We start from the raw sequence: 21,926 nt of genomic DNA, 5'->3' as shown, positions 1-21,926 counted from the left end.
GTTAGTGGGCGACGGCAGCGGCGCCGTGTTCGTCGATCAGTGCGCCGTTGTAGAAACGGTCGATGGAGAAAGGCGCAGCCAACGGGTGCATCTCGCCTTTGGCCAGGCTCGCCGCGAAGACGTTGCCCGAGCCTGGGGTGGCCTTGAAGCCGCCGGTACCCCAACCGCAGTTGAAGAACATGTTCTTGACCGGGGTCTTGGAGATGATCGGGCAGGCGTCCGGGGTGGTGTCGACGATGCCGCCCCATTGGCGGTTCATGCGCACGCGGGACAGGTTCGGGAACATCTCGACGATCGCCTGCAGGGTGTGCTCGATGACCGGGTACGAACCGCGCTGGCCGTAACCGACCCAGCCGTCGATACCGGCACCGATCACCAGGTCGCCCTTGTCGGACTGGCTGATGTAGCCGTGTACGGCGTTGGACATAATCACGCTGTCGATGATCGGTTTGATCGGCTCGGACACCAGTGCTTGCAGCGGGTGCGATTCCAGCGGCAGGCGGAAGCCGGCCAGCTTGGCCATGTGCCCGGAGTTACCGGCGGTGACCACGCCGACGCGCTTGGCGCCGATGAAGCCTTTGTTGGTTTCCACGCCGATGACCGCACCGTTTTCCTTGCGGAAGCCGATCACTTCGGTCTGCTGGATCAGGTCCACGCCCAGGGCGTCGGCGGCACGGGCATAACCCCAGGCCACGGCGTCGTGACGGGCCACGCCGCCACGGCGCTGAACGGTGGCGCCGAGAATCGGGTAACGGGTGTTCTTCGAGCAGTCCAGGTACGGGATTTCAGCCGCAACCTGGGCGGTGTTGAGCAGCTCGCCATCGACGCCGTTCAGGCGGTTGGCGTTGACGCGGCGCTCGGAATCACGAATGTCCTGCAGGGTGTGGCACAGGTTGTAGACGCCGCGCTGAGAGAACATCACGTTGTAGTTGATGTCCTGGGACAGGCCTTCCCACAGTTTCATGGCGTGCTCGTAAAGCTGCGCCGACTCGTCCCACAGGTAGTTGGAACGCACGATGGTGGTGTTACGGGCGGTGTTGCCGCCGCCCAGGTAACCCTTCTCGATCACCGCGACGTTGGTGATGCCGTGTTCCTTGGCCAGGTAGTAGGCCGTGGCCAGGCCGTGGCCGCCACCGCCGACGATGACCACGTCGTAGACCTTTTTAGGGGTCGGCGTGCGCCACATGCGCTGCCAGTTCTCGTGGTGGCTGAGGAGTGTTTGAAAAGGCCGAAGCCCGAATAGCGTTGCATGGTCGTTTACTCCACTCAGCGGTAAACAGGGAAGTCGGCGCACAGGGCGGCGACGTTCTTCGCCACATCGGCTTCGACGTCGGCGTCGCCGAGGTTGTCGAGGATGTCGCAGATCCAACCGGCCAGCGCCACACACTGGGCAACCTTGAAGCCACGGGTGGTGACGGCCGGGGTACCGATGCGCAGGCCAGAGGTGACGAACGGCGACTGTGGGTCGTTCGGTACGGCGTTCTTGTTGACGGTGATGTGAGCGCGGCCCAGGGCGGCGTCGGCATCTTTACCGGTCAGGCCTTGGCGAATCAGGCTGACCAGGAACAGGTGGTTGTCGGTGCCACCAGAGACCACGTCGTAGCCGCGGTCGACGAACACCTGGGCCATTGCCTGGGCGTTTTCGATGACTTGTTTCTGGTAGGCCTTGAACTCAGGCTCCAGCGCTTCCTTGAAGCAAACGGCCTTGGCGGCGATGACGTGCATCAGCGGGCCGCCTTGGGCGCCTGGGAATACTGCGGCGTTGAGCTTCTTCTCGATCTCTTCGTTCGACTTGGCCAGGATCAGGCCGCCACGTGGACCGCGCAGGGTCTTGTGGGTGGTGGTGGTGACCACGTCGGCGAATGGAATCGGGTTGGGGTACAGACCCGCGGCGACCAGGCCGGCAACGTGGGCCATGTCGACGAACAGCAGTGCGCCCACTTTGTCGGCGATGGCGCGGAAGCGTGGGAAGTCGAGGGTCTTGGAGTAGGCCGAGAAGCCGGCAACGATCATTTTCGGCTTGTGCTCGACGGCCAGGCGCTCGACTTCGTCGTAGTCGATCAGGCCGGTGTCGGTGTTGATACCGTATTGAACGGCGTTGTACAGCTTGCCCGAGGACGACACTTTGGCGCCGTGGGTCAGGTGGCCGCCGTGGGCCAGGCTCATGCCCAGGATGGTGTCACCGGCTTGCAGCAGAGCCAGGTAGACCGCGCCGTTGGCCGAGGAGCCGGAGTGCGGCTGGACGTTGGCGTAATCAGCGCCGAACAGCTGCTTGGCGCGCTCGATGGCCAGGGCTTCGACTTTGTCGACGTGCTCGCAGCCGCCGTAGTAGCGCTTGCCTGGGTAGCCTTCGGCGTATTTGTTGGTGAGGCCGCTGCCTTGGGCCTGCATCACGCGCTTGCTGGTGTAGTTCTCCGAGGCGATCAGCTCGATGTGATCTTCCTGGCGCTGTTCCTCGGCATTCATCGCCGCCAGCAGTGCGTCGTCATAACCCTGGATCTGGTCTTGCTTGCTGAACATCTTGTTTCTCCCGGCAGCGATCGTTTCTTGTCTGTAGGGCACTGTGGCCCTTTGTGCCGATGGTATGACTGGCCGGGGTGGGTCAGATGCCTGCGCACGCCTTGCAATGGCGCGTTTACGACATTCGTTTTGCAGAGGGTTCTCTGGCTCCAATCGCCGGCAAGCCGGCTCCCACAACAATTGCACTGCCCCAAGCCTTGTGAAATCCCTGTGGGAGCCGGCTTGCCGGCGATAGGTCCAGCCCAGACAGCACTGAAATCAATGTATGCACAGCTTGTATAGGCAACTGCCGAATCGATGGTTTAGAGTGCTGTTCTGCGTCGTTCACAGGACCGTGTCATGACAGATAACAGCCAACAATTCGCCAGCGACAACTATTCCGGCATCTGCCCCGAAGCCTGGGCCGCCATGGCCAAGGCCAATCAGGGCCACGAACGCGCCTACGGCGACGACCAGTGGACCGAGCGCGCCTCGGAATACTTCCGCAACCTGTTCGAAACCGACTGCGAAGTGTTCTTCGCCTTCAACGGCACCGCCGCCAACTCCCTGGCCCTGGCCTCTTTGTGCCAGAGCTACCACAGCGTGATCTGCTCCGAGACCGCCCACGTCGAGACCGACGAATGCGGCGCGCCGGAGTTTTTCTCCAACGGCCCAAACTGCTGACCGCACCCAGCGTGAACGGCAAGCTGACGCCGCAATCGATCCGCGAAGTCGCCCTCAAACGCCAGGACATCCACTACCCCAAGCCTCGCGTGGTCACCATCACCCAGGCCACGGAAGTAGGCACCGTTTATCGCCCTGATGAACTCAAGGCGATCAGCGCCACCTGCAAGGAGCTGGGCCTGAACCTGCACATGGACGGCGCGCGCTTCACCAACGCCTGCTCGTTCCTTGGTTGCTCGCCGGCCGAACTGACCTGGAAGGCCGGTGTCGATGTGCTGTGCTTTGGCGGCACCAAGAACGGCATGGCCGTCGGTGAGGCGATCCTGTTCTTCAATCGCGCCCTGGCCGAAGACTTCGACTACCGCTGCAAGCAGGCCGGGCAACTGGCCTCGAAAATGCGCTTTTTGTCCGCGCCGTGGGTAGGGCTGCTGGAAGATGGCGCCTGGTTGCGCCATGGCAAGCACGCCAACCACTGCGCGCAGTTGCTGGCTTCGCTGGTGAGTGACTTGCCAGGTGTGGAGCTGATGTTCCCGGTTGAGGCCAACGGGGTGTTCCTGCAGATGCCAGAGCACGCGATCGAAGCGCTGCGCAATAAAGGTTGGCGGTTCTATACCTTCATTGGTAGCGGTGGCGCGCGGTTCATGTGCTCGTGGGACACCCAGGAGGCGCGGGTGCGGGAGCTGGCGGCGGATATCCGCGCGATCTTCGGCGCCTGACAGACAGCAATCGCCGGCAAGCCGGCTCCCACAGGTTGGCGCTGACTTCTAGCCCGGCGCTTTACTTGTGGGAGCCGGCTTGCCGGCGATTCGAGCGCAAAGCGCTCGCCCACGCCCTAGAGTTTGAACCCGCCCATCTGCCGCGCCAAATCATCGGCCAACCCACGCAAAGCCTGACATTCCTCCCGGCAGCCCTGCACCTCCGCCGCCGTTTCCCTGGCCAAATCAGAAATCCCCTGCACCGTCCGGTTGATCTCCTCGGTCACCGCCGATTGCTCCTCGGTCGCCGTGGCGACCTGATGGTTCATGTCGCTGATGTGCTCGACCTGATCGGTAATCGCGCCCAGCGATGCCCCGGTACGCTGGCTGGACTCCACACCGCTACCCGTCGCCTGCTGCCCGGCCTGCATCGAACTCACGGCCATGCCCGCGCCCTGCTTGAGGCGCTGGATCATTTGCTGCACTTCGTCCGTGGACACCTGCGTACGCCGCGCCAGAGTACGCACCTCATCGGCAACCACCGCGAAACCACGGCCCATCTCCTGCCCGTGCCGCTTCAATGGCAGCGTTCAGCGCCAGCAGGTTCGTCTGTTCGGAAATACTGCGGATAACCGCTAGAACTTCATCGATCGAGGCTACTTCATCGGCCAATTGCGCTACCGCATCCGCTGCCTTGCCGATGTCGCCGGACATACCCTCGATACCCTGGATCGACTTGCGCACCACCTCGCGCGCTAGCGAGGCTTCGTCACGTGCCGACTGGGACGCCTGGGCAGCATCGCCGGCATTGCGGGCAATGTCCTGCACGGTCAGTCCCATTTCATGCACGGCAGTCGCGACCATCTCGGTCATCTCCTGCTGGCGCCCCGAACGCTCGGCGGTGTTGTCCACCACCTGAGTCACTTGTTCCACTGCAAGGTGCAGACGCTCGGTGGTGCGCAGCACTTCGCCGATCAGCGAGCGCTGGCTGTCGAGAAAGCGGTTGAAACCACGGGCCAGGTCGCCCAGTTCATCCTTGCGCGAGTCATCCAGACGGTGGCTGAGATCGCCTGCGCCACTGCCGATCTGCATCAGTGCTGCTGTGACCTGGCGGATAGGCCGCACAAGCCCACGCGCCAACAGCACCACCAACAGCAATGAGACCAGCGCCACACCGCCACCAATCAGACTGGTCAGCCACACGGCCTCGCGTGCTTGAGCGTAGATCTCGGCTTCCGGCACTTCGGCCACCAACGTCCAGTTCAGGTCGCGCAGGGGCAAGCCGAGGGCCAGGTAGCCCTCGCCATCACGCTGGAAACGAGTGCTGCGCAGACTGTCGCCCGCGGCCATTACTGCCTTGGCGGCGTCGCTGCCAACCTGGTCAGTGAGCTGGCGCTTACCGCTGAATTCGTTCTGCGGATGAACCTGAATCAAGCCATCGTTACGCACCAACATCACCCGGCCATGCTCGCCGAAGCTGAAGTCATGGATCAGCTTCGACAACTCGGTCATGCGCAGGCCCATGCCCGCCACGCCCACCAGTTGACCGTTCTTTTCCACGCGGTAATCGATGAACAGCGCCAACTCCCCGGTGGAGCCGTCGATGTCGATATTGATCAGGCGCTCGGCGCCGCTGTCGATGTAGCCGTAGAACCACTTGTCCTTCGGATTGTCGCGGCTAAGAGTGCGGTCCAGGCCCTTCTCGTTGTAGTAGTGGCCGGTTTCGGTTGAGGCGAACAGGGTGGTGAAGGCGCGGTTGCGCTGCTTGGCAGCCTCAAGGTACTCGATGAAGCGCGGCAGGCTTCGGCGGGGTTTTCACCGGCAGCGAGCCAGTCGCGCAACAAGGTGTTGCCAGCGATATCCGCTGCTGCAGTCAGCGGTTGGCCGAGCATGCGCTCGATATCGTTGCGAATGGCCTCGATGCTGGCCGGCAATGCCGTGTCGACCAGGTAACGCTCGGTCAGGCGATTGAGCGCCACCGTGTAAATCGCCACCACCACGAGGATGCTCGCGAGCAGGGCCGCGCCCATGCTTGCAATCAACTGCCACTGGATACTGCCCCGCCAGATACGCATGCCCCTGCTCCCCGCCAATTATTGTTTTGGAGGAAGTGTATACACTTACGTATCCAGTTATTCCAGTGATCTGAAACAACAACGCGGATCCTGTGGGAGCGGGTTTACCCGCTCCCACAGGGATTGCGTTCAGCTTTTATTGTTCGGCGATGGTCCGAACGATGGCGTCCACCGTGGCGTCGATCTGCGCCTGGGTACGCTCGAGGGTCTGCTGATGTTCGCGCTGCAGCTCGACCTGCTTGGAACACAGGTTCAGGGCCGCCAGCACCAGCAGCTTGTCACCGATCAGGGTCGGGTACTGACGCTTGGTTTCAGCCAACGCGGTGTTGAGCATCCGCACGGCTTGCGCCAGGGTTTCCTCCTGGCCTTCGGGCGCCTTGATCGAATAGTCGTTGCCAAGGATCGACACGACATTGATCGGCTGCGCTTGCAGTCTCATGCGCTTACGGCACCTGCGCTGGCGCGCTCAACCAGCGCCTGGATACGGGCTGCGGTAGCGCCATTCTTCTCTTCCTGCTCCATCAGCGACAGCTGCAGGGTCTCGTTTTCTTCCTTGGCCTGGGCCAGTTCACCTGCCGAGGGCGGTGTTCTGCTCGGTGAGTTGAGCGTTTTTCTGCATCAGGTCGCTGACCAGTTGCTCGAGTTGATTCAGGAGGCTTCCAGCATGCATGGGGCTATCTCGGGTTGTTGCAAAGGGCGCACACGATAAAGAAAAGCGCGAACCCTCGCCATTAAATATCGGATTCGTAAGGCAATTACCTGGTCAGATTGACAGGGTAAACGGCACCTTGTTCCGACCTGGGTCAACCGCCGGTCAGGAAAATAGTTAGCTACCTCACAAAATTCTTTAGTCGAACTCAAGACTGCCCGGTCACGACCGATAGACAGGCAAGTCATATTTTGTCGCACGGACCGCGCTTCCATTCTCTTCGACCGGACTCTCTTGAAATGTCCCTACGCAACATGAATATCGCCCCCGAGCGTTGCTCGGGTTCGCCCTTATCGGCCTGCTGATGCTTGGCCTTGGTGTTTTCTCGCTCATCCAGATGGGCAACATTCGCCAGGCCGGCATCGCCATCGAAAACATCAGCGTGCCGAGTATCAAGACCCTCGACGAACTGACCGCTCTCAACCTGCGCCTGCGCACCCTCTCCTACCGTCTGCTGCTCAACCGCGAGCCGGAAACCCAGCGCGATACCTTCGCCCTGCTGGACCAGCGCAACACCCAGATCGACCAAGCCCGACGTGCCTACGAGCCGATGATCGGCGCGCCCGACGAACAGGCTGCGTTCGACCAGTACACGCAACTGCTCAACCAGTACCGCCAACTCGAAGCGCGCATGCGCAGCCTGAGCCAGGCCGACCGTACCGATGAACTGCGTGACCTGCTCAACCGTGACCTGCTGGCCAACTCCGAGCAGATCAACAAGGTCATGGACACCCTGGTGCAGATCAACACCGATCAAACCCGCGCGACCAACGAAACGGCGGCCAGCCAGTACGCCGCGGCGTTCGCCCTGGTGATCGGCTTGCTTATTGCCGCTACCGTGCTGACCTTCCTCTGCGCCTTCCTGCTGACCCGCAGCATCGTCAAACCAATCGACGAAGCGCTCAAGGCTGCCGAACAGGTTGCCGACGGCGACCTGACACACACCATCCGCGCCGAGGGCACCGACGAAGCGCCCGCCTGCTGCGGGCCATGGCGCGCATGCAAGACAAGCTACGCGACACCCTGCATCTGATTGCTGGCTCCGCCACCCAGCTAGCTTCTGCTGCGGAAGAGTTGAACAGCGTCACTGACGAAAGCGCCGTGGCCTGCAACAGCAGAACAACGAAATCGAACAAGCCGCCACCGCCGTCACCGAAATGACCAGCGCTGTGGAAGAAGTGGCGCGCAACGCGGTCAGCACGTCGGAAGCCTCCAGCGAGGCCAGCCGTTCAGCCGGCGATGGCCGTGACCTGGTGATGGAAACCGTCGGCGCCATCGAACGCATGAGTGGCGATGTACAGGCCACTGCCAAGCTGATCACCCACCTGGCCGAGCAGTCTCGCGACATCGGCAAGGTGCTGGATGTGATCCGTGGTCTGGCCGACCAGACCAATCTGCTGGCGCTGAACGCGGCCATCGAGGCGGCCCGTGCGGGTGAGGCTGGACGTGGTTTTGCGGTGGTGGCGGACGAAGTGCGTGCGTTGGCCCATCGCACCCAGCAATCGACCAGTGAAATCGAGCGGATGATCGGCAGCATTCAGGGCGGTACCGAAGAAGCAGTGGACTCGATGCGAACCAGCACTGAGCGCGCCGAGTCGACCCTGAACATCGCCCGTGGCGCCGGTATGGCGCTGGACACCATTGCCGGAGCGGTGGCGCAGATCAACGAGCGGAACCTGGTGATTGCCAGCGCGGCGGAAGAGCAGGCTCAGGTGGCGCGGGAGGTGGACCGCAACCTGGTCAACATCAATGACCTGTCGGTACAGAGCGCGACCGGGGCGCATCAGACCAGCGCGGCAAGTGCCGAGCTGTCGCGTCTGGCGGTCGATTTGAATGGGCTGGTGGCGCGGTTCCGTACTTGAGAAAGCTGGGGCCGCTTGGCGGCCATCGCAGGCTGCGCCAGCTCCCACGGTATGTAAATTTTGGATCGGCATCCAATGTTCCGAAGGCGCCATGCTCGTGGGAGCTGGCGCAGCCTGCGATGGGCTGCAGAGCAGCCCCATACATTCCCGGATCAGTACTCGATCCGCACATCCCCTTCGGCACACTGCAGCACGACAGGATGTAGCCCTCGGCTTCGTCTTCCTCGGTAATCCCGCCGTTGTGGTCCATGTCCACCTCGCCGCCGAGCTTGAGCACCTTGCAGGTGCCGCAAATACCCATGCCGCAGGCCTTGGGAATCATCAGCCCGACCTTCGCCGCTGCTGCATGCACTGTCTCGCCCGGGGCGATGCGGATGCTCTTGTCGCTGCCGACGAACTCCACCAGGTGCAGGTCCGAGGCGTCCACTTCCGGCGCATCGGCGGCCTGCTCGGCATGCTCGACCGCGTCGGCCTTGGCCTCTGCCGGCGTCGCGCCGAACGACTCTTCGTGATAGTTCTTCATGTCGAAGCCCACCGCTTCGAGCATGCGCTTGACCGCGCTCATGTATGGCGTCGGGCCACAGCAGAACACCACTCGGTCCATGTAGTCCGGGGCGATCAGCTCCATCAGGCGCTGGTTCAGGTAGCCGCGGTATCCCGCCCAAGGCTCGCCCAGGCCGTGCTTCTCACAGATGATGTGCAGGCTGAAGTTGGGGATGCGCGAGGCCATCTGCTCCAGCTCGCGGTGGTAGATGATGTCCTTCGGCGAGCGGGCGCTGTGGACGAACACCATGTCGACGTTGGCGTTGGTGTCGTAGAACCAGCGCGCCATCGACATCACCGGGGTAATGCCCACACCGCCCGACAGGTACAGCACCTTCGGCGCCGGGAAGTCGATGGCGTTGAACAGGCCCACCGGGCCGTGCACCGGCAGCTCGGCACCTTCGTGCATGGTGTCGTGCAAGAAGTTGGACACCAGGCCGCCCGGCACGCGCTTGACGGTGATCGAGAAGCTGTACGGCACCGATGGCGAGCTGGAGATGGTGTAGGAACGCATCACCGGCTTGCCTTCGATTTCAAGCTCCAGCGTCACGAACTGCCCGGGCTTGAAGAAGAACATGATCGGCTGGTCTGCCATGAAGCAGAAGGTGCGCACGTCCCAGGTCTCCTGGATGACCTTGACGCAGCGCACGATGTGGCGGCCGTTGGCCCAGGTCTGGGTGGTGACCGGATTAAGGAATGTATCGGACATGTTCATCTCCAGCGGCCGACTAATGGCCCTTGTTATGGCTCCGATAATGCGCAAGCTGCGCACGAAGTACATTCCCATCAGCGACATCGGCGTGCTTATCGCGACCAGCCCCGCACTACAAGGGGTTGGCGCGTCGGAATTCGAATCGGCCATGTCGCCCATGGATACGGTTCGTGACGGCTTCAGACGCACACTCCACGGCAAAACAACATGCTGTTTCTTGAAGAGCAGCCTTGCGGCACCACAACAACGATTAGCCACCTTTTGCCGGCCGCACACGGCCCCGAGGAATACACGATGGACGTCACCGCAACCCTGAGCCTGGGCGATCCACTGGAACCTGCACGCAAGGCCACCGCCGAGATGCTGCAAACCCGCGAGCGCACCTACTCGCTGCCCCAGCCTTTCTACACCGACGAGCGTCTGTTCCAGATCGACATGCAGGAGATCTTCCACAAGGAAGTGGCTGATCGCGGGGCTTGTCAGCGAGATCCCGACCAAGGGCAACTTCCTGACCCTGCAGATCGGCAAGAACCCGATCATCGTGATCCGTGGCGCCGAGGGTAAGGTGCACGCCTTCCATAACGTCTGCCGTCACCGCGGCTCGCGCCTGTGCACCAGCGACAAGGGCAAGGTGGCCAAGCTGGTTTGCCCGTACCACCAGTGGACCTACGAGCTGGATGGTCGCCTGCTGTTCGCCGGCACCGAAATGGGTGCCGACTTCGACATGAAGCAGTACGGCCTCAAGCCTGTGAGTGTTAAGGTCGCCGGCGGCTACATCTTCATCAGCCTGGCGGAAAACCCACCCGCCATCGACGAGTTCCTGGCCACCCTGGACCACTACATGGAACCGTACGACATGGAAAACACCAAGGTGGCGGTGCAGACCACCTTGATGGAAAAAGCCAACTGGAAACTGGTGCTGGAAAACAACCGCGAGTGCTACCACTGCAACGGTTCGCACCCTGAGCTGCTGAAAACCCTGCTGGAGTGGGACGACACCAACGACCCACGCGCCGACCAGTCCTTCAAGGACCACGTGGCCGCTTCCGCCGCCGCCTGGGAAGCCGAGAAGATCCCGTACCTGCACAAAAGCCACGGCCTGCGTAACCGCATCGTGCGTATGCCGCTGCTCAAGGGCACCGTGTCGATGACCATGGACGGCAAGCAGGCGTGCAAGAAGCTGATGGGCCGCATCCAGAACCCAGACCTGGGCTCGATGCGCATCCTGCACCTGCCGCACTCGTGGAACCACTGCATGGGCGACCACATGATCGTGTTCACCGTGTGGCCGATCAGCGCCCAGGAAACCATGGTCACCACCAAATGGCTGGTGCACAAGGATGCCGTGGAAGGCGTGGACTACGACCCCGAGCAGATGCGTAAGGTGTGGGACGCCACCAACGATCAGGACCGTCGTCTGGCGGAAGAGAACCAGCGTGGCATCAACTCCACGGCTTACCAGCCTGGGCCTTACTCAAAGACTTATGAGTTTGGCGTGGTGAACTTCATTGACTGGTATAGCCAACGGGTGTTGGCGAACCTGGGGCGGAGCCGGCGCCTTATCTGAAGGAAGTTCAGGCGCAGTAAAGAATCGCTCGCCTGCCTTGCCGTGCCCGGCAAGGCAGGCGATCTGATTGCCGAACGTTCATAAATCACGTGTGTGGCCAAGAATCACGGATGTTTGCTGCGCTCGAACGCACGGCTACATCACGCCTAAGTTGCGGCGGGCTCTGCAGCTGCCTCATTTCAAGCTGACTGATCGGGTACCGGATTCGGTGCCTGTCTTTGTACAGCTGCCAGAGTTCACCGCTAGCGGAAAGAAACCTGATTGAGGTCAGCCCCACTGCAAACCACAGATAAACATCGCTTTCAGGCTCGATCACACTGGCGACCGAGGACGCCAGCCCCCCTAATGCGTTGGTCGCATTGAGCGAAGTCAACACCCAGGCCTGGCGCGTTGGCTTGGAAATTGGTAGTTCCGGGGTGTTGTAGGTCAATACGCCTGTACGGCTCGCAGGAACCCCCAACCGCCGATGTCAACTTCCTGTCCTGCCACATCGACTTGAATTTCAGGAAACTGGAGAACAGGCTGAGCACGTTGAATATCCCCAGCATTATTGGCAGCAAATCGTCTTTTACGGACTTTCCAGTGGGGTCTCGGTGATTGATGGGGTCACCAAGGCAGTAGGCATAAGCATTCAGACCACCAATGTCGAATGGGCTGAGCTTATCAGGTGAATGAAAGCGCATGAGCGAGGGGCTGTAGACGCGATGTCCATTCCCCAGGTGATAACAACCCGTGAACGGGTCACGCCGCTCACCATTGAATGCAAGCAGGTGGTCACTCGTTGCCGACAGGTAACCATAGGGTGAATAGCGGCTCGCCGAAAAGGAGCAAGGATGAGTGCAGTTGATTGCTGGCATGGAGCCCCCCTCGTGGACAAGCCAGCAGCCTATCCCGCCTTCACGCCTTCAAAAACTGGCAAAACTGCTAGGGAGAAGGGTTATCCACAGGCTCACCAGGAAGCACTATTCGCGGCCCGCATGCCGTCTGCAACTAGATCCTTTCAAAACTGATCAAAATTTGACCGAACAGCTCAACCGCACGATTCTCTAAGGCTACAGCAGCCTTCAAACATCTTGTCCACAGGACCACTCACAGAGATTGTGAGCAATGCTTATCATGCTCCCAGCGGCCTGTTGATAAACCCATCAAATGCCTGATTTACGGAGAAATCTGAAAGATTCTCTGAATTTGATCATTTTATGACCAACTCGTTAAAACCCTTTATTCACGCGCCCTGTAGCGCATGATGAACATATTATCCACAGAGCGGTTCACGACAAATGTGGGCAATTAAAGGTGCCGGAAGACGAATCGTGGTTCAGCTGGCTACTCATTCTCTGATCAGTTTTTGAACAGAACTCTGTACGCCTTGGCAAACAAGGCCTGCAGCAATGCGCAAACACTTTATCCACACCTTGGCGAACAGAATCCGTGGGCAAAACAAGGCGCACACCTGATATTTCTGCCAGTTTTAGCGAAGTGTTGGCCGTGATTAAGTGAAGGTACTGTTCAGGCATCGGTGTGAGGGCACTTATGCACAGTCGTCTGTTGGGTACCGTAAAGTGGTTCCACGAAGGCCATGGGATGGGGGTGATCAGCAGCGAGGGGGAAGACCTGGACTACTTCGTGACACGACTCGCGATCATGGAGGCTGGCAAGGCCAGGCTGCGGGCGGGAGAGCGAGTGTCGTTCGAGCCGGTGTTGGATGGGGTGGGTTGTTGGGCGTTCAATGTGATGCGGGAGCAACATTGAGGGCCCCATCGCCGGCAAGCCGGTTCCCACATGGACCGCGACGACCTCAAGATCATTGCAGTACGTGTAGGAGCCGGCTTGCCGGCGATGAGGCCGGTACAGGCAACTCAAGACAGTGGCTCCCACATGGACCGCGCCAATCCTGAGATCGCTGCAGTACCTGTGGGAGCCGGCTTGACGGCGATGAGGCCGGTACAGGCAACTCAAAACAGTTGCTCCCACATGGACCGCGCCAATCCTGAGATCACTGCAGTACCTATGGGAGCTGGCTTTTCGTGGCGACGAACCGCGGCGATGGGCCGGTGGATTCAGCGCAAAACCCCTCCTCCACCAACAGCTTGAGAATCGCTTCGGCGCCTTCCTGAGGCGAAACATCCTTGAGCACCTTGCCCCCACCACCACTGGCCTTGGCCGTCGCCGCCTTCATCCGGTCGGCACCGCTTTTGGCCTTGATCACCTTCAGCCGCTTGGGCCGCGGACGCGCCGGCTGCAGCTCCGACTCAGCCAGCAGTTCGTCTTCGACAATCGCCACGTTACGCGCCGCCAACACACCCCGACGCGCCGGGCCGAACGCGCTTTGGCGCGGTTTGGGCGCGGCGTTATCCACAGTCGCCAGCAACGGCAAACGCACCTTCAACCGGCGACGCTGACCGCGTGGCAGAGCCTGCAACACCTGGGCGGTGCCATTCTCGATGGATTCGACCTCAGCCAGCCCCACCACCAGCGGCCAGCCAAGCTTTTCAGCCAACAGAAACGGCAGCATCCCCGACCCTTCACCCGTCTCGGCCTGGCTACCGGTCAGCACCAACTGGGCGCCAGCATCACGCAGGTAGTCGCCCAGCACGCCCAGCACATCGGCGCCAGCCGGCTGCTCCAGCACATCCAGATGATCCAGGCCCATGCCCAGGTAGGCACGCAATGCTTCCTCACGAGGGTCGCCGGCATGCACAACCTGCAAGTTATCCCCAGCCAGTTGCAAACCTAGCTCGACGGCACGGGCATCCTGCTCGGCGCGACGGGCGCGGCCAGAGCTGGGGTGGGCACCAATGGAAACCAGGCTGATGACTTTCGTACTCATGCTCGTGCCCTTATGCCGCGTCGCGCTGGCCGCCGCTGCGGAAGTTGTCCACAGCCTCGATCAGTGCCTTGAGAATCGCCGAGCTGTCGCCAATCACCGACAGGTCGGCCCGTTTGATCATGTCGCAGCCGGGGTCCATGTTAATCGCCACCACCTTGTCGCAGGCACCAATGCCCTGCAGGTGCTGGATCGCGCCCGAGATACCCACAGCCACGTAGACCCGCGCGGTCACCCAGGTACCAGTGGCGCCCACCTGGCGATTACGCGGCATGAAGCCGTCGTCCACCGCCACCCGCGAGGCGCCTTCGGTAGCGCCGAGGGCGGCCGTAGCCTTGTGATACAGGTCCCAGTCTTTGACGCCGTTACCGCCCGAGACGATGAACTCGGCCTCGGCCATGGCGATGGTGGCCGGGTCGACCGCCACCGAACCCAGGTCTTCGATACGCGAAAGGCTGCGCGCAACGCTTGTGGACAACTCCACTGGCAGCACTTCGTGGCGGGTATCACTGACCGGCTCGGCGCACTCTGCAGCGGCCAGAATCAACCGTGGGACATCGCGCTGCAGGTCCTGCTGGCCGGCACCGGCGCGGCCGATGCACTGGCCATCCTTGATCTGCCAGACCCGCGTCGCCGGGCGTTCGCCCAGGGCCGCGCCAAGGCGCCGGCCCAGTTCGCCGCCGCCAGTGCGGCTGTCGGGCAGCAGCCAGTGACGCGGGGTGAACTGGTTATCCACAGCCCGCAGCCCTTGCACCAACTGCTCCGGTGCATAACCTTCGTACTGCTCGCCCTCGATGACCAGCAAGCGGTCGACGCCGGCTGTGGAAAAGTTGCTTTCCTTATGTTCGCCAAACACGATCGCCAGCACCGCACCGTCGCTGCCCGCCAGGCTGTGAGCCAGCCCGAGCAGATCGCGGTCGTGGCTGCTCAGGCGGCCACCGACCATGTCCGGCACCACGGCGATGTAGAACGCCGGGGCCGGCACCTGGTGCAGCGGCAATTGCACTTCGGCGGCCGCAGTGCGACGTCCACCCACTCCCGTGCCTTGCTGGACGCCGCTGCGGTCGATGCGCTTGAGGCCGGCCGGGCCGATGAAACCGGCGGCGATGGCATGGGGTTTCTTGCGGATGAGGCCGTTGGGCCCCATCCAGCTCGTCTGCTGCGTCTGCATCGCCGCGTGCAGCGGATGCAGACGGTTACGGGCGATCCACTCGGCGCGTGGGTCGCGGCGGATGATGTCGCTCATCAGTGCACCTCCGCAGGTTCACGTTTGGCCGCTTGCGACTTTGCGGTCGCAGGAGTTTCGTCTTCGATCAGCACATCAGCCACCAGCTCGGCGAGGTCCTTGATCTGTGGGCGTGGCTCAACCACACCTTCGAGCATTGCCGTGCACTGCGGGCAACCTACCGCCACCAGTTCGGCCTCGGTCTGGCGAATGTCGTCCATGCGCATGTCCGGAATACGTTGCTTGCCCGGGATGTCGGTGATCGGCGCACCGCCACCACCGCCGCAGCAGCGGGAGCGGAAGCCCGAGCGTTCCATTTCGCGCACTTCGATACCCAACGCCTTGAGCACGGCACGCGGGCCTCGTATTCACCGTTGTAGCGGCCCAGGTAGCACGGGTCGTGGTAGGTGACGCTGCCGCCCTTGTGCTGGCCGAGGTTGAGCTTGTTTTCGGCAATCAGTTCGGCGATGTAGGTGCTGTGGTGTTGCACCTCGTATTCACCGCCCAGGGCGCCGTATTCGTTCTTCAGCACATGGAAGCTGTGCGGGTCGCAGGTGACGATGCGCTGGAACTTGTACTTGGCCAAGGTCTGGATGTTGCGTTTGGCCAACTGCTGGAAGGTCGCTTCGTCACCCAGACGACGCGCCACATCACCACTGTCGCGTTCTTCCAGGCCGAGCACGGCGAAGTCCACACCGGAGGCCTTGAGTACTTTCACGAACGAGCGCAGGGTGCGCTGGTTACGCATGTCGAAGGCACCGTCGCCCACCCAGAACAGCACGTCGGTGGCTTTCACGTCCGACAGCAGTTTCAGGTTCAGGTCCGCCGCCCAGTTCATCCGCCCGCCAGGGTTGAAGCCGCCCGGGTTGTCGGTGGCGATCAGGTTGTCCAGCACCGGCGGCGCCCTTGTTCGGGGTCGCGCCCTTTTCCAGGGTCAGGTGGCGGCGCATGTCGACGATGGCATCGACGTGCTCGATCATCATCGGGCATTCCTCGACGCAGGCGCGGCAAGTAGTGCACGACCACAGCGTTTCGGCGTCGACCAGGCCGTTGACGATCGGCTGGTGCGGGTGGCCGCCATGCTCACCGATCGGCTTGCCCGGATACGGGCTGCCGGCGAACTGGGCGTCGGTACCACCGGCCAGGCCGATGACCATGTCCTGAATCAGTTTTTTCGGGTTCAGCGGCTGGCCGGCGGCGAACGCCGGGCACATCGCCTCACATTTACCGCACTGTACGCAGGCATCGAAACCGAGCAGCTGGTTCCAGGTGAAGTCCACCGGTTTTTCACACCCAGTGGTGCGTTGGGGTCTTCCAGGTCCAGCGGCTTGAGGCCAGTCGAGCGGCCGCCGCCGAAGCGTTCGGCGCGGCGGTGCCAGGCCAGGTGCAGGGCACCGGCGAAGGCGTGTTTCATCGGGCCGCCCCAGGTCATGCCGAAGAACAGCTCCGACACGCCCCACAGCACGCCCAGGCCAAGTACCGCGACCATAACCCAGCCGCCGGTGTTGGCCGGCAGGATGCCGGCAACCGGCAAGGTGGCGATGAAGAAGCTGACGGCGAACGCCAGCAGGCTCTTCGGCAGACGCATCCACGGGCCCTTCGAGAGGCGCGCAGGTGGGTTGCGACGGCGTTTGAAGACGAAAATGGCGCCGCTGAACATGATCACCGTGGCCACCAGCAAGGCGTAGCCGAGGATCTTGCTTTGCAGGCCAAAGCCATGCACCAGAATCGCCAGCACAGCCGACAGCACGAAGCCGCCCGCGGTGGCTACGTGGGTCTTGGACATGTACTTGTCGCGCTCGACCACGTGGTGCAGGTCCACCAGGTAGCGTCGCGGCATGGCCAGCAGACCGCCGATCAAATTGACCTTGGAGGGCCGGCCACGCCGCCACATACGCACCCGGCGCAGGGCGCCGAGCACTGCCAGGCCAAGGGCAGCGAACAGCAGAATGGGTAGAAGGGTGTTCAACATGGGAGGCTCCCACAACAGCTGAATTCTTGCGCCGCCCTGGCGCATTGATTGGCCCCTGTGGGAGCGGGTTTACCCGCGAAAGCGTCAGATCAGACAACGATGTTGCTTGGGCTGACGCATTCGCGGGTGAACCCGCTCCCACAGGAGCCGCGCTTAGTAGCGACGACTGTTATCGATCAGAAGTCCTTGCACAGGCGCAGGGCGTCATAGATCGCCGCATGCACGTTGCGCTGGGCCACGCAGTCACCGATGCGATACAGCAGGTAGCCTTCGCCCGGCTGGCTGAGGATCGGCTGCGGCTTGATCGCGAACAGGGCCTCGATGTCGATCTGGCCTTTGTTGCGCGAACCTTCCTTCAGCGCGTAGTACAGCTGCTCGTCAGGACGCACGCCGTTTTCCACCACCACCTGGTCGACCACGCGCTCTTCCTTGGCGCCGGTGTATTCGTTCTCCAGCACCGCCACCAGCTTGTCGCCTTCGCGGTAGACCTTTTCCAGCATCATGTCGCCGGTCATGATCACTTCTTTGGGGTACATGCTGCGGTAGTAGGTCGGGAAGGTCGTGCCGCCCATGGCCACACCCGGTTTGATGTCGTCGGTGACGATCTCTACCTGGCTGCCCTTGTCGGCGATGAAGTCGGCCACGGACATGCCGGTGAACTCACAGATGGTGTCGTACACCAGCACGTTCTTGCCTGGCGCGACCTTGCCGTCGAGCACGTCCCAGCTGCTGACCACCAGCCCTTCGGCGGCGCCCCAGTGTTCGTTCTGCTCAAGGAACGAATGACCGCCCACTGCCAGCACGATGATGTCCGGGCGCAGGTCCTGGATGGCGTCCACATCAGCAGCGGTCCCCAGGCGCAGGTCGACCTTCAGGCGTGCGAACTCCAGCTGGTACCAGCGGGTGATACCGGCAATCTGATCACGCTGCGGCGCCTTGGCGGCGATGGTGATCTGCCCGCCGATCTGGTCCTTCTTCTCGAACACGGTCACATCGTGGCCACGCTCGGCGGCCACACGCGCAGCCTCCATACCGGCAGGGCCGGCACCGACCACCACGACTTTGCGCTTGGGCCCGGTGGACTTCTCGATGATGTGCGGCACGCCCATGTATTCACGGGAGGTCGCGGCGTTCTGGATGCACAGTACATCCAAGCCTTGGTACTGACGGTCGATGCAGTAGTTGGCACCGACGCACTGCTTGATCTGGTCGACCTGGCCCATCTTGATCTTGGCGATCAGGTGCGGGTCGGCGATGTGGGCGCGGGTCATGCCGACCATGTCCACGTAGCCGCCTTCCAGAATACGGGTGGCCTGGTTCGGGTCCTTGATGTTCTGCGCGTGCAGTACCGGGACCTTGACCACTTCCTTGATGCCGGCCGCCAGGTGCAGGAACGGCTCCGGCGGGTAGCTCATGTTCGGGATGACGTTGGCCAGGGTGTTGTGGGTGTCGCAACCCGAGCCGACCACGCCGATGAAGTCGATCATGCCGGTGGCGTCGTAGTACGCGGCGATCTGCTTCATGTCCTCGTGGCTCAGGCCATCGGGGTGGAACTCGTCACCACAGATACGCATGCCCACGCAGAAGTCGTCACCGACTTCCTTGCGCACTGCCTTGAGCACTTCCAGGCCGAACTTCATGCGGCCCTCGAAAGTACCGCCCCATTCGTCGGTACGCTTGTTGACCCGTGGGCTCCAGAACTGGTCGATCATGTGCTGGTGCACGGCCGACAGTTCCACGCCATCCAGGCCGCCCTCTTTGGCACGACGCGCGGCTTGAGCGTAGTTGCCGATGACGCGCCAGATCTCTTCCACCTCGATGGTCTTGCAGGTAGCGCGGTGTACGGGTTCGCGGATACCCGACGGCGACATCAGGGTCGGCCAGTTGAAGCCGTCCCAACGCGAGCGACGGCCCATGTGGGTAATCTGGATCATGATCTTGGCGCCATGCTTGTGCATGGCGTCAGCCAGGTTCTGGAAGTGCGGGATGATGCGGTCGGTGGACAGGTTGACCGACGACCACCACTCCTGCGGGCTGTCGATGGCCACCACCGACGAGCCGCCGCAGATGGCCAGGCCGATACCGCCCTTGGCCTTCTCTTCGTAGTACTTCACGTAACGGTCGGTCGTCATGCCGCCGTCGGTAGCGTAGACCTCAGCGTGCGCGGTGCTGAGCACGCGGTTGCGGATGGTCAGTTTGCCGATCTGGATCGGCTGGAACATTGCTTCGAATGCCATGACGCTCTCCGACTTACAACGGCTTTGTAACGAACAGGCCATCTTCGTGGCCTTCTTCCGAACCGCCGTAGACCTGCTCGGCCACGGTGCGGATCGAGCTGCCACGGGCAGCGAGAATCTGGTCCATGGCGCCGGCGAACCAGCCGGTGAACATGTAGTCGACCTTGCGGCCGCACTTGCCATAGACGTACACGAAGGCCGAGTGCTTGAGCTTGACGCTGCAGGTGCCTTTATCCAGGTCGATGTCCTGGATCTCGAACAGGCCCCAGCCACGCTGGGACAGGCGCTTCATGTAGTGCTCGAACACCGCCACGCCCTCCAGGCCATGGCATTCGGCTTCTTTTTCACACCAGTGCCAGGCGGACTTGTAGCCGGCCTTGTAGAGAATCTCGGCGTAGGCGTCGGCGCCCAGCACTTCCTCGATGCCAATGTGGTTGTTGACGAAGAAATGGCGCGGCACGTACAGCATCGGCAGGGCGTCGCTGGTCCAGACACCGGTCTCGCTGTCGACTTCGATTGGCAATTGCGGGGCGATCTTGGCCATGGAAACTCAACTCCATAAAAATTTTTATGTGGGTGCCCCGGCGTTGCTGGCAGGGGCTATCAGGCTTGGAGAGCGGCTTACTCGCCCCAGACGTCCTTGAGGACGTTGACCCAGTTCTCGCCCATGATCTTGCGTACCACGCGCTCGGAATGGCCGCGCTTGAGCAGGGTTTCGGTGAGGTTGGGGAACTCGCCGACAGTGCGAATGCCGAGCGGGTTGATGATCTTGCCGAAGTTGGTCAGGCGACGGGCGTAGCCCTTGTCGTGGGTCAGGTACTCGAAGAAGTCCTGGCCGTGGCCTTGGGTGAAGTCGGTACCGATACCGATGGCGTCTTCACCGACGATGTTCATGGTGTACTCGATGGCCTCGGCGTAGTCGTCGATGGTCGAGTCGATGCCCTTGGCCAGGAACGGTGCGAACATGGTCACACCGACGAAGCCGCCGTGGTCGGCGATGAACTTCAGCTCTTCGTCCGACTTGTTGCGCGGGTGCTCCTTCAGGCCGGAAGGCAGGCAGTGGGAGTAGCAGACTGGTTTTTTCGACTCGAGGATGACTTCCTCGGAGGTCTTGGAGCCGACGTGGGACAGGTCGCACATGATGCCGACGCGATTCATCTCGGCGACGATTTCGCGACCGAAGCCCGACAGGCCACCGTCACGCTCGTAGCAACCGGTGCCAACCAGGTTCTGGGTGTTGTAGCACATCTGCACGATGCCTACGCCCAGTTGCTTGAACACGTCCACGTAGGCGATCTGGTCTTCGAACGCATGGGCGTTCTGGAAGCCGAAGAGAATGCCGGTCTTGCCCAGCTCCTTGGCCTTGCGGATGTCGGCGGTGGTGCGCACCGGCATCACCAGGTCGCCGTTCTCGCGAATCAGCTTCTGGCTGGCGGCGATATTGTCGACGGTGGCCTTGAAGCCCTCCCACACCGACACCGTGCAGTTGGCCGCAGTCAGCCCGCCTTTGCGCATGTCCTCGAACAGCTCGCGGTTCCACTTGGCAATGATCAGACCGTCGATGACGATGCTGTCGGCGTGAAGTTCGGCTGGGCTCATCAGGCTGTCCCCTTTATTGAGTTGGCTCGCGCCAAACCTTGTGTCGGCGCTTTGGAGCCAGCATATGCCTGCAGCCCGAGGCGCCCCGATGCAAAAACGACAGGGGGTTTGCCGAAAGCGTCAATGCGCGACATGGCACGCTCTGGCGCGCCGTCTGGCGATGAGAGCCAGTCTCGATAACGACATTCGCCGGCCTTTTATGAACATTTCGTCAGGAGCTATCGCACAGACGTGGGCTGAGCGAGAATCGCTGCGATTCGTCAGCCGGTTGAGGAGAAAACGGATGAAATCAATGGCATGGCTGGTTCTGATGGCCTTTGCGATGGCGCCCACGCCGGCGAAGAAGAAAGCACGCCGTGTGACAACGTCGAAAACGACCAGCAGACCTATGAATGCGCTGCCTTCAACAAGCAGACGGCAGAACGGGAGTTGCAGGCGGCGTTCGATGATCTCATCCAGCGTATCCGCGACCAGTACCCGGATGAAGGCGACAAGGTGCAGGCCCTGACCGCACGCTTCCAGGCGGCGGAAACCTTGTGGACGCAGTTGCGCGATGCCGATTGCAAGGTCGAGACCTATGCCGAGAAGCCGGGCAGCAAAGCATTCCAGGCGGCGTGGGATACCTGTGTGGCGCAGCGTAGCGATGACCGCTCCGAGTACTTGCAGTCCATTGGGCAGCAGTAATACCCCAGGACCGCTTCGCGCCCCAGCGCAGCGGCC

11 protein-coding genes and 8 pseudogenes are annotated in these 21,926 nt (G+C 61.9%); 6 read left to right on the top strand and 13 right to left on the bottom strand.

What is annotated here, in order from left to right; translation table 11 throughout:
• Position 1: 1 nt before the first annotated feature.
• Together PspTeo4_RS23110 and PspTeo4_RS23105 are read right to left on the bottom strand one after the other, a co-directional pair.
• Positions 2 to 1,251 (bottom strand): annotated as a pseudogene (locus PspTeo4_RS23110) (sarcosine oxidase subunit beta family protein).
• 15 nt (positions 1,252 to 1,266) lie between these two features.
• Complete coding sequence (locus PspTeo4_RS23105; RefSeq protein WP_322366147.1) at positions 1,267 to 2,520, bottom strand: serine hydroxymethyltransferase; 1,254 nt, start codon at positions 2,518 to 2,520, stop codon at positions 1,267 to 1,269.
• A 339-nt stretch (positions 2,521 to 2,859) separates the two neighbouring features.
• On the opposite strand from PspTeo4_RS23105, the pseudogene PspTeo4_RS23100 reads away from it, so the two are divergent.
• Positions 2,860 to 3,899 (top strand): annotated as a pseudogene (locus tag PspTeo4_RS23100) (low specificity L-threonine aldolase).
• Positions 3,900 to 4,015: 116 nt separating this feature from the next.
• Here PspTeo4_RS23100 and PspTeo4_RS23095 read toward each other — a convergent pair.
• The 3 genes and pseudogenes from PspTeo4_RS23095 to PspTeo4_RS23085 all read right to left on the bottom strand — a co-directional run bounded on the left by PspTeo4_RS23095 (position 4,016) and on the right by PspTeo4_RS23085 (position 6,623).
• Positions 4,016 to 5,953: pseudogene (locus PspTeo4_RS23095) on the bottom strand (methyl-accepting chemotaxis protein).
• A 136-nt stretch (positions 5,954 to 6,089) separates the two neighbouring features.
• Entirely contained in the window at positions 6,090 to 6,392 is a 303-nt protein-coding gene (locus PspTeo4_RS23090) for a cell division protein ZapA (protein WP_023382769.1), read from the bottom strand.
• Positions 6,389 to 6,623 (bottom strand): annotated as a pseudogene (locus tag PspTeo4_RS23085) (hypothetical protein). The gene PspTeo4_RS23090 and the pseudogene PspTeo4_RS23085 overlap by 4 nt, the downstream one beginning before the upstream one ends.
• 343 nt (positions 6,624 to 6,966) lie before the next feature.
• On the opposite strand from PspTeo4_RS23085, the gene PspTeo4_RS30070 reads away from it, so the two are divergent.
• Positions 6,967 to 7,695, top strand: a complete 729-nt coding sequence (locus tag PspTeo4_RS30070) for an MCP four helix bundle domain-containing protein (protein WP_416196973.1) — start codon at positions 6,967 to 6,969, stop codon at positions 7,693 to 7,695.
• A gap of 124 nt (positions 7,696 to 7,819) precedes the next feature.
• The gene (locus tag PspTeo4_RS30065) at positions 7,820 to 8,524 is read left to right on the top strand and encodes a methyl-accepting chemotaxis protein (RefSeq protein WP_416196972.1); all 705 of its coding nucleotides are present in this window, start codon (positions 7,820 to 7,822) and stop codon (positions 8,522 to 8,524) included.
• A gap of 172 nt (positions 8,525 to 8,696) precedes the next feature.
• On the opposite strand, the pseudogene PspTeo4_RS23075 reads toward PspTeo4_RS30065, so the two are convergent.
• A pseudogene (locus tag PspTeo4_RS23075) lies at positions 8,697 to 9,776 on the bottom strand (FAD-binding oxidoreductase); the annotation flags it as partial.
• Positions 9,777 to 10,073: 297 nt separating this feature from the next.
• On the opposite strand from PspTeo4_RS23075, the pseudogene gbcA reads away from it, so the two are divergent.
• Positions 10,074 to 11,346: pseudogene (gbcA, locus tag PspTeo4_RS23070) on the top strand (glycine-betaine demethylase subunit GbcA).
• Between the two features lie 302 nt (positions 11,347 to 11,648).
• Here the strand turns inward: gbcA and PspTeo4_RS23065 are convergent.
• Positions 11,649 to 12,203, bottom strand: a complete 555-nt coding sequence (locus tag PspTeo4_RS23065) for an RHS repeat-associated core domain-containing protein (RefSeq protein WP_322366146.1) — start codon at positions 12,201 to 12,203, stop codon at positions 11,649 to 11,651.
• Between the two features lie 676 nt (positions 12,204 to 12,879).
• Here PspTeo4_RS23065 and PspTeo4_RS23060 point away from each other — a divergent pair.
• Complete coding sequence (locus PspTeo4_RS23060; protein ID WP_322366145.1) at positions 12,880 to 13,098, top strand: cold-shock protein; 219 nt, start codon at positions 12,880 to 12,882, stop codon at positions 13,096 to 13,098.
• Between the two features lie 256 nt (positions 13,099 to 13,354).
• Here the strand turns inward: PspTeo4_RS23060 and PspTeo4_RS23055 are convergent, their stop codons facing one another.
• From PspTeo4_RS23055 to PspTeo4_RS23030, 6 genes and pseudogenes are all read right to left on the bottom strand, one after another.
• Positions 13,355 to 14,176 carry an electron transfer flavoprotein subunit beta gene (locus PspTeo4_RS23055; RefSeq protein ID WP_322366144.1) on the bottom strand — a complete coding sequence of 274 codons (822 nt, stop codon included), beginning with the start codon at positions 14,174 to 14,176 and terminating at the stop codon, positions 13,355 to 13,357.
• A gap of 10 nt (positions 14,177 to 14,186) precedes the next feature.
• Positions 14,187 to 15,419: an electron transfer flavoprotein subunit alpha/FixB family protein gene (locus tag PspTeo4_RS23050; RefSeq protein WP_322366143.1), complete on the bottom strand. Its 1,233-nt coding sequence runs from the start codon at positions 15,417 to 15,419 to the stop codon at positions 14,187 to 14,189.
• Positions 15,419 to 17,370, bottom strand: a pseudogene (gene dgcB / locus PspTeo4_RS23045) (dimethylglycine demethylation protein DgcB). Before dgcB ends, PspTeo4_RS23050 begins: the two are co-directional and overlap by 1 nt.
• Positions 17,371 to 17,546: 176 nt before the next feature.
• Positions 17,547 to 19,607, bottom strand: a complete 2,061-nt coding sequence (gene dgcA / locus PspTeo4_RS23040; RefSeq protein ID WP_322366142.1) for a dimethylglycine demethylation protein DgcA — start codon at positions 19,605 to 19,607, stop codon at positions 17,547 to 17,549.
• Positions 19,608 to 19,620: 13 nt separating this feature from the next.
• Positions 19,621 to 20,151, bottom strand: coding sequence for a DUF5943 domain-containing protein (locus tag PspTeo4_RS23035; protein WP_054891724.1), 531 nt, complete (start codon positions 20,149 to 20,151; stop codon positions 19,621 to 19,623).
• Between the two features lie 77 nt (positions 20,152 to 20,228).
• Positions 20,229 to 21,206: a dipeptidase gene (locus tag PspTeo4_RS23030; RefSeq protein WP_322366141.1), complete on the bottom strand. Its 978-nt coding sequence runs from the start codon at positions 21,204 to 21,206 to the stop codon at positions 20,229 to 20,231.
• A gap of 283 nt (positions 21,207 to 21,489) precedes the next feature.
• Between PspTeo4_RS23030 and PspTeo4_RS23025 the strand changes: the two are divergent.
• Positions 21,490 to 21,890, top strand: a pseudogene (locus PspTeo4_RS23025) (lysozyme inhibitor LprI family protein).
• Positions 21,891 to 21,926 lie beyond the last annotated feature (36 nt).

The organism is Pseudomonas sp. Teo4, from assembly GCF_034387475.1.
Lineage (GTDB): Bacteria > Pseudomonadota > Gammaproteobacteria > Pseudomonadales > Pseudomonadaceae > Aquipseudomonas.
Note: the sequence above shows the minus strand (reverse complement) of the source record. Positions and strands in the feature narration are given on the sequence as shown.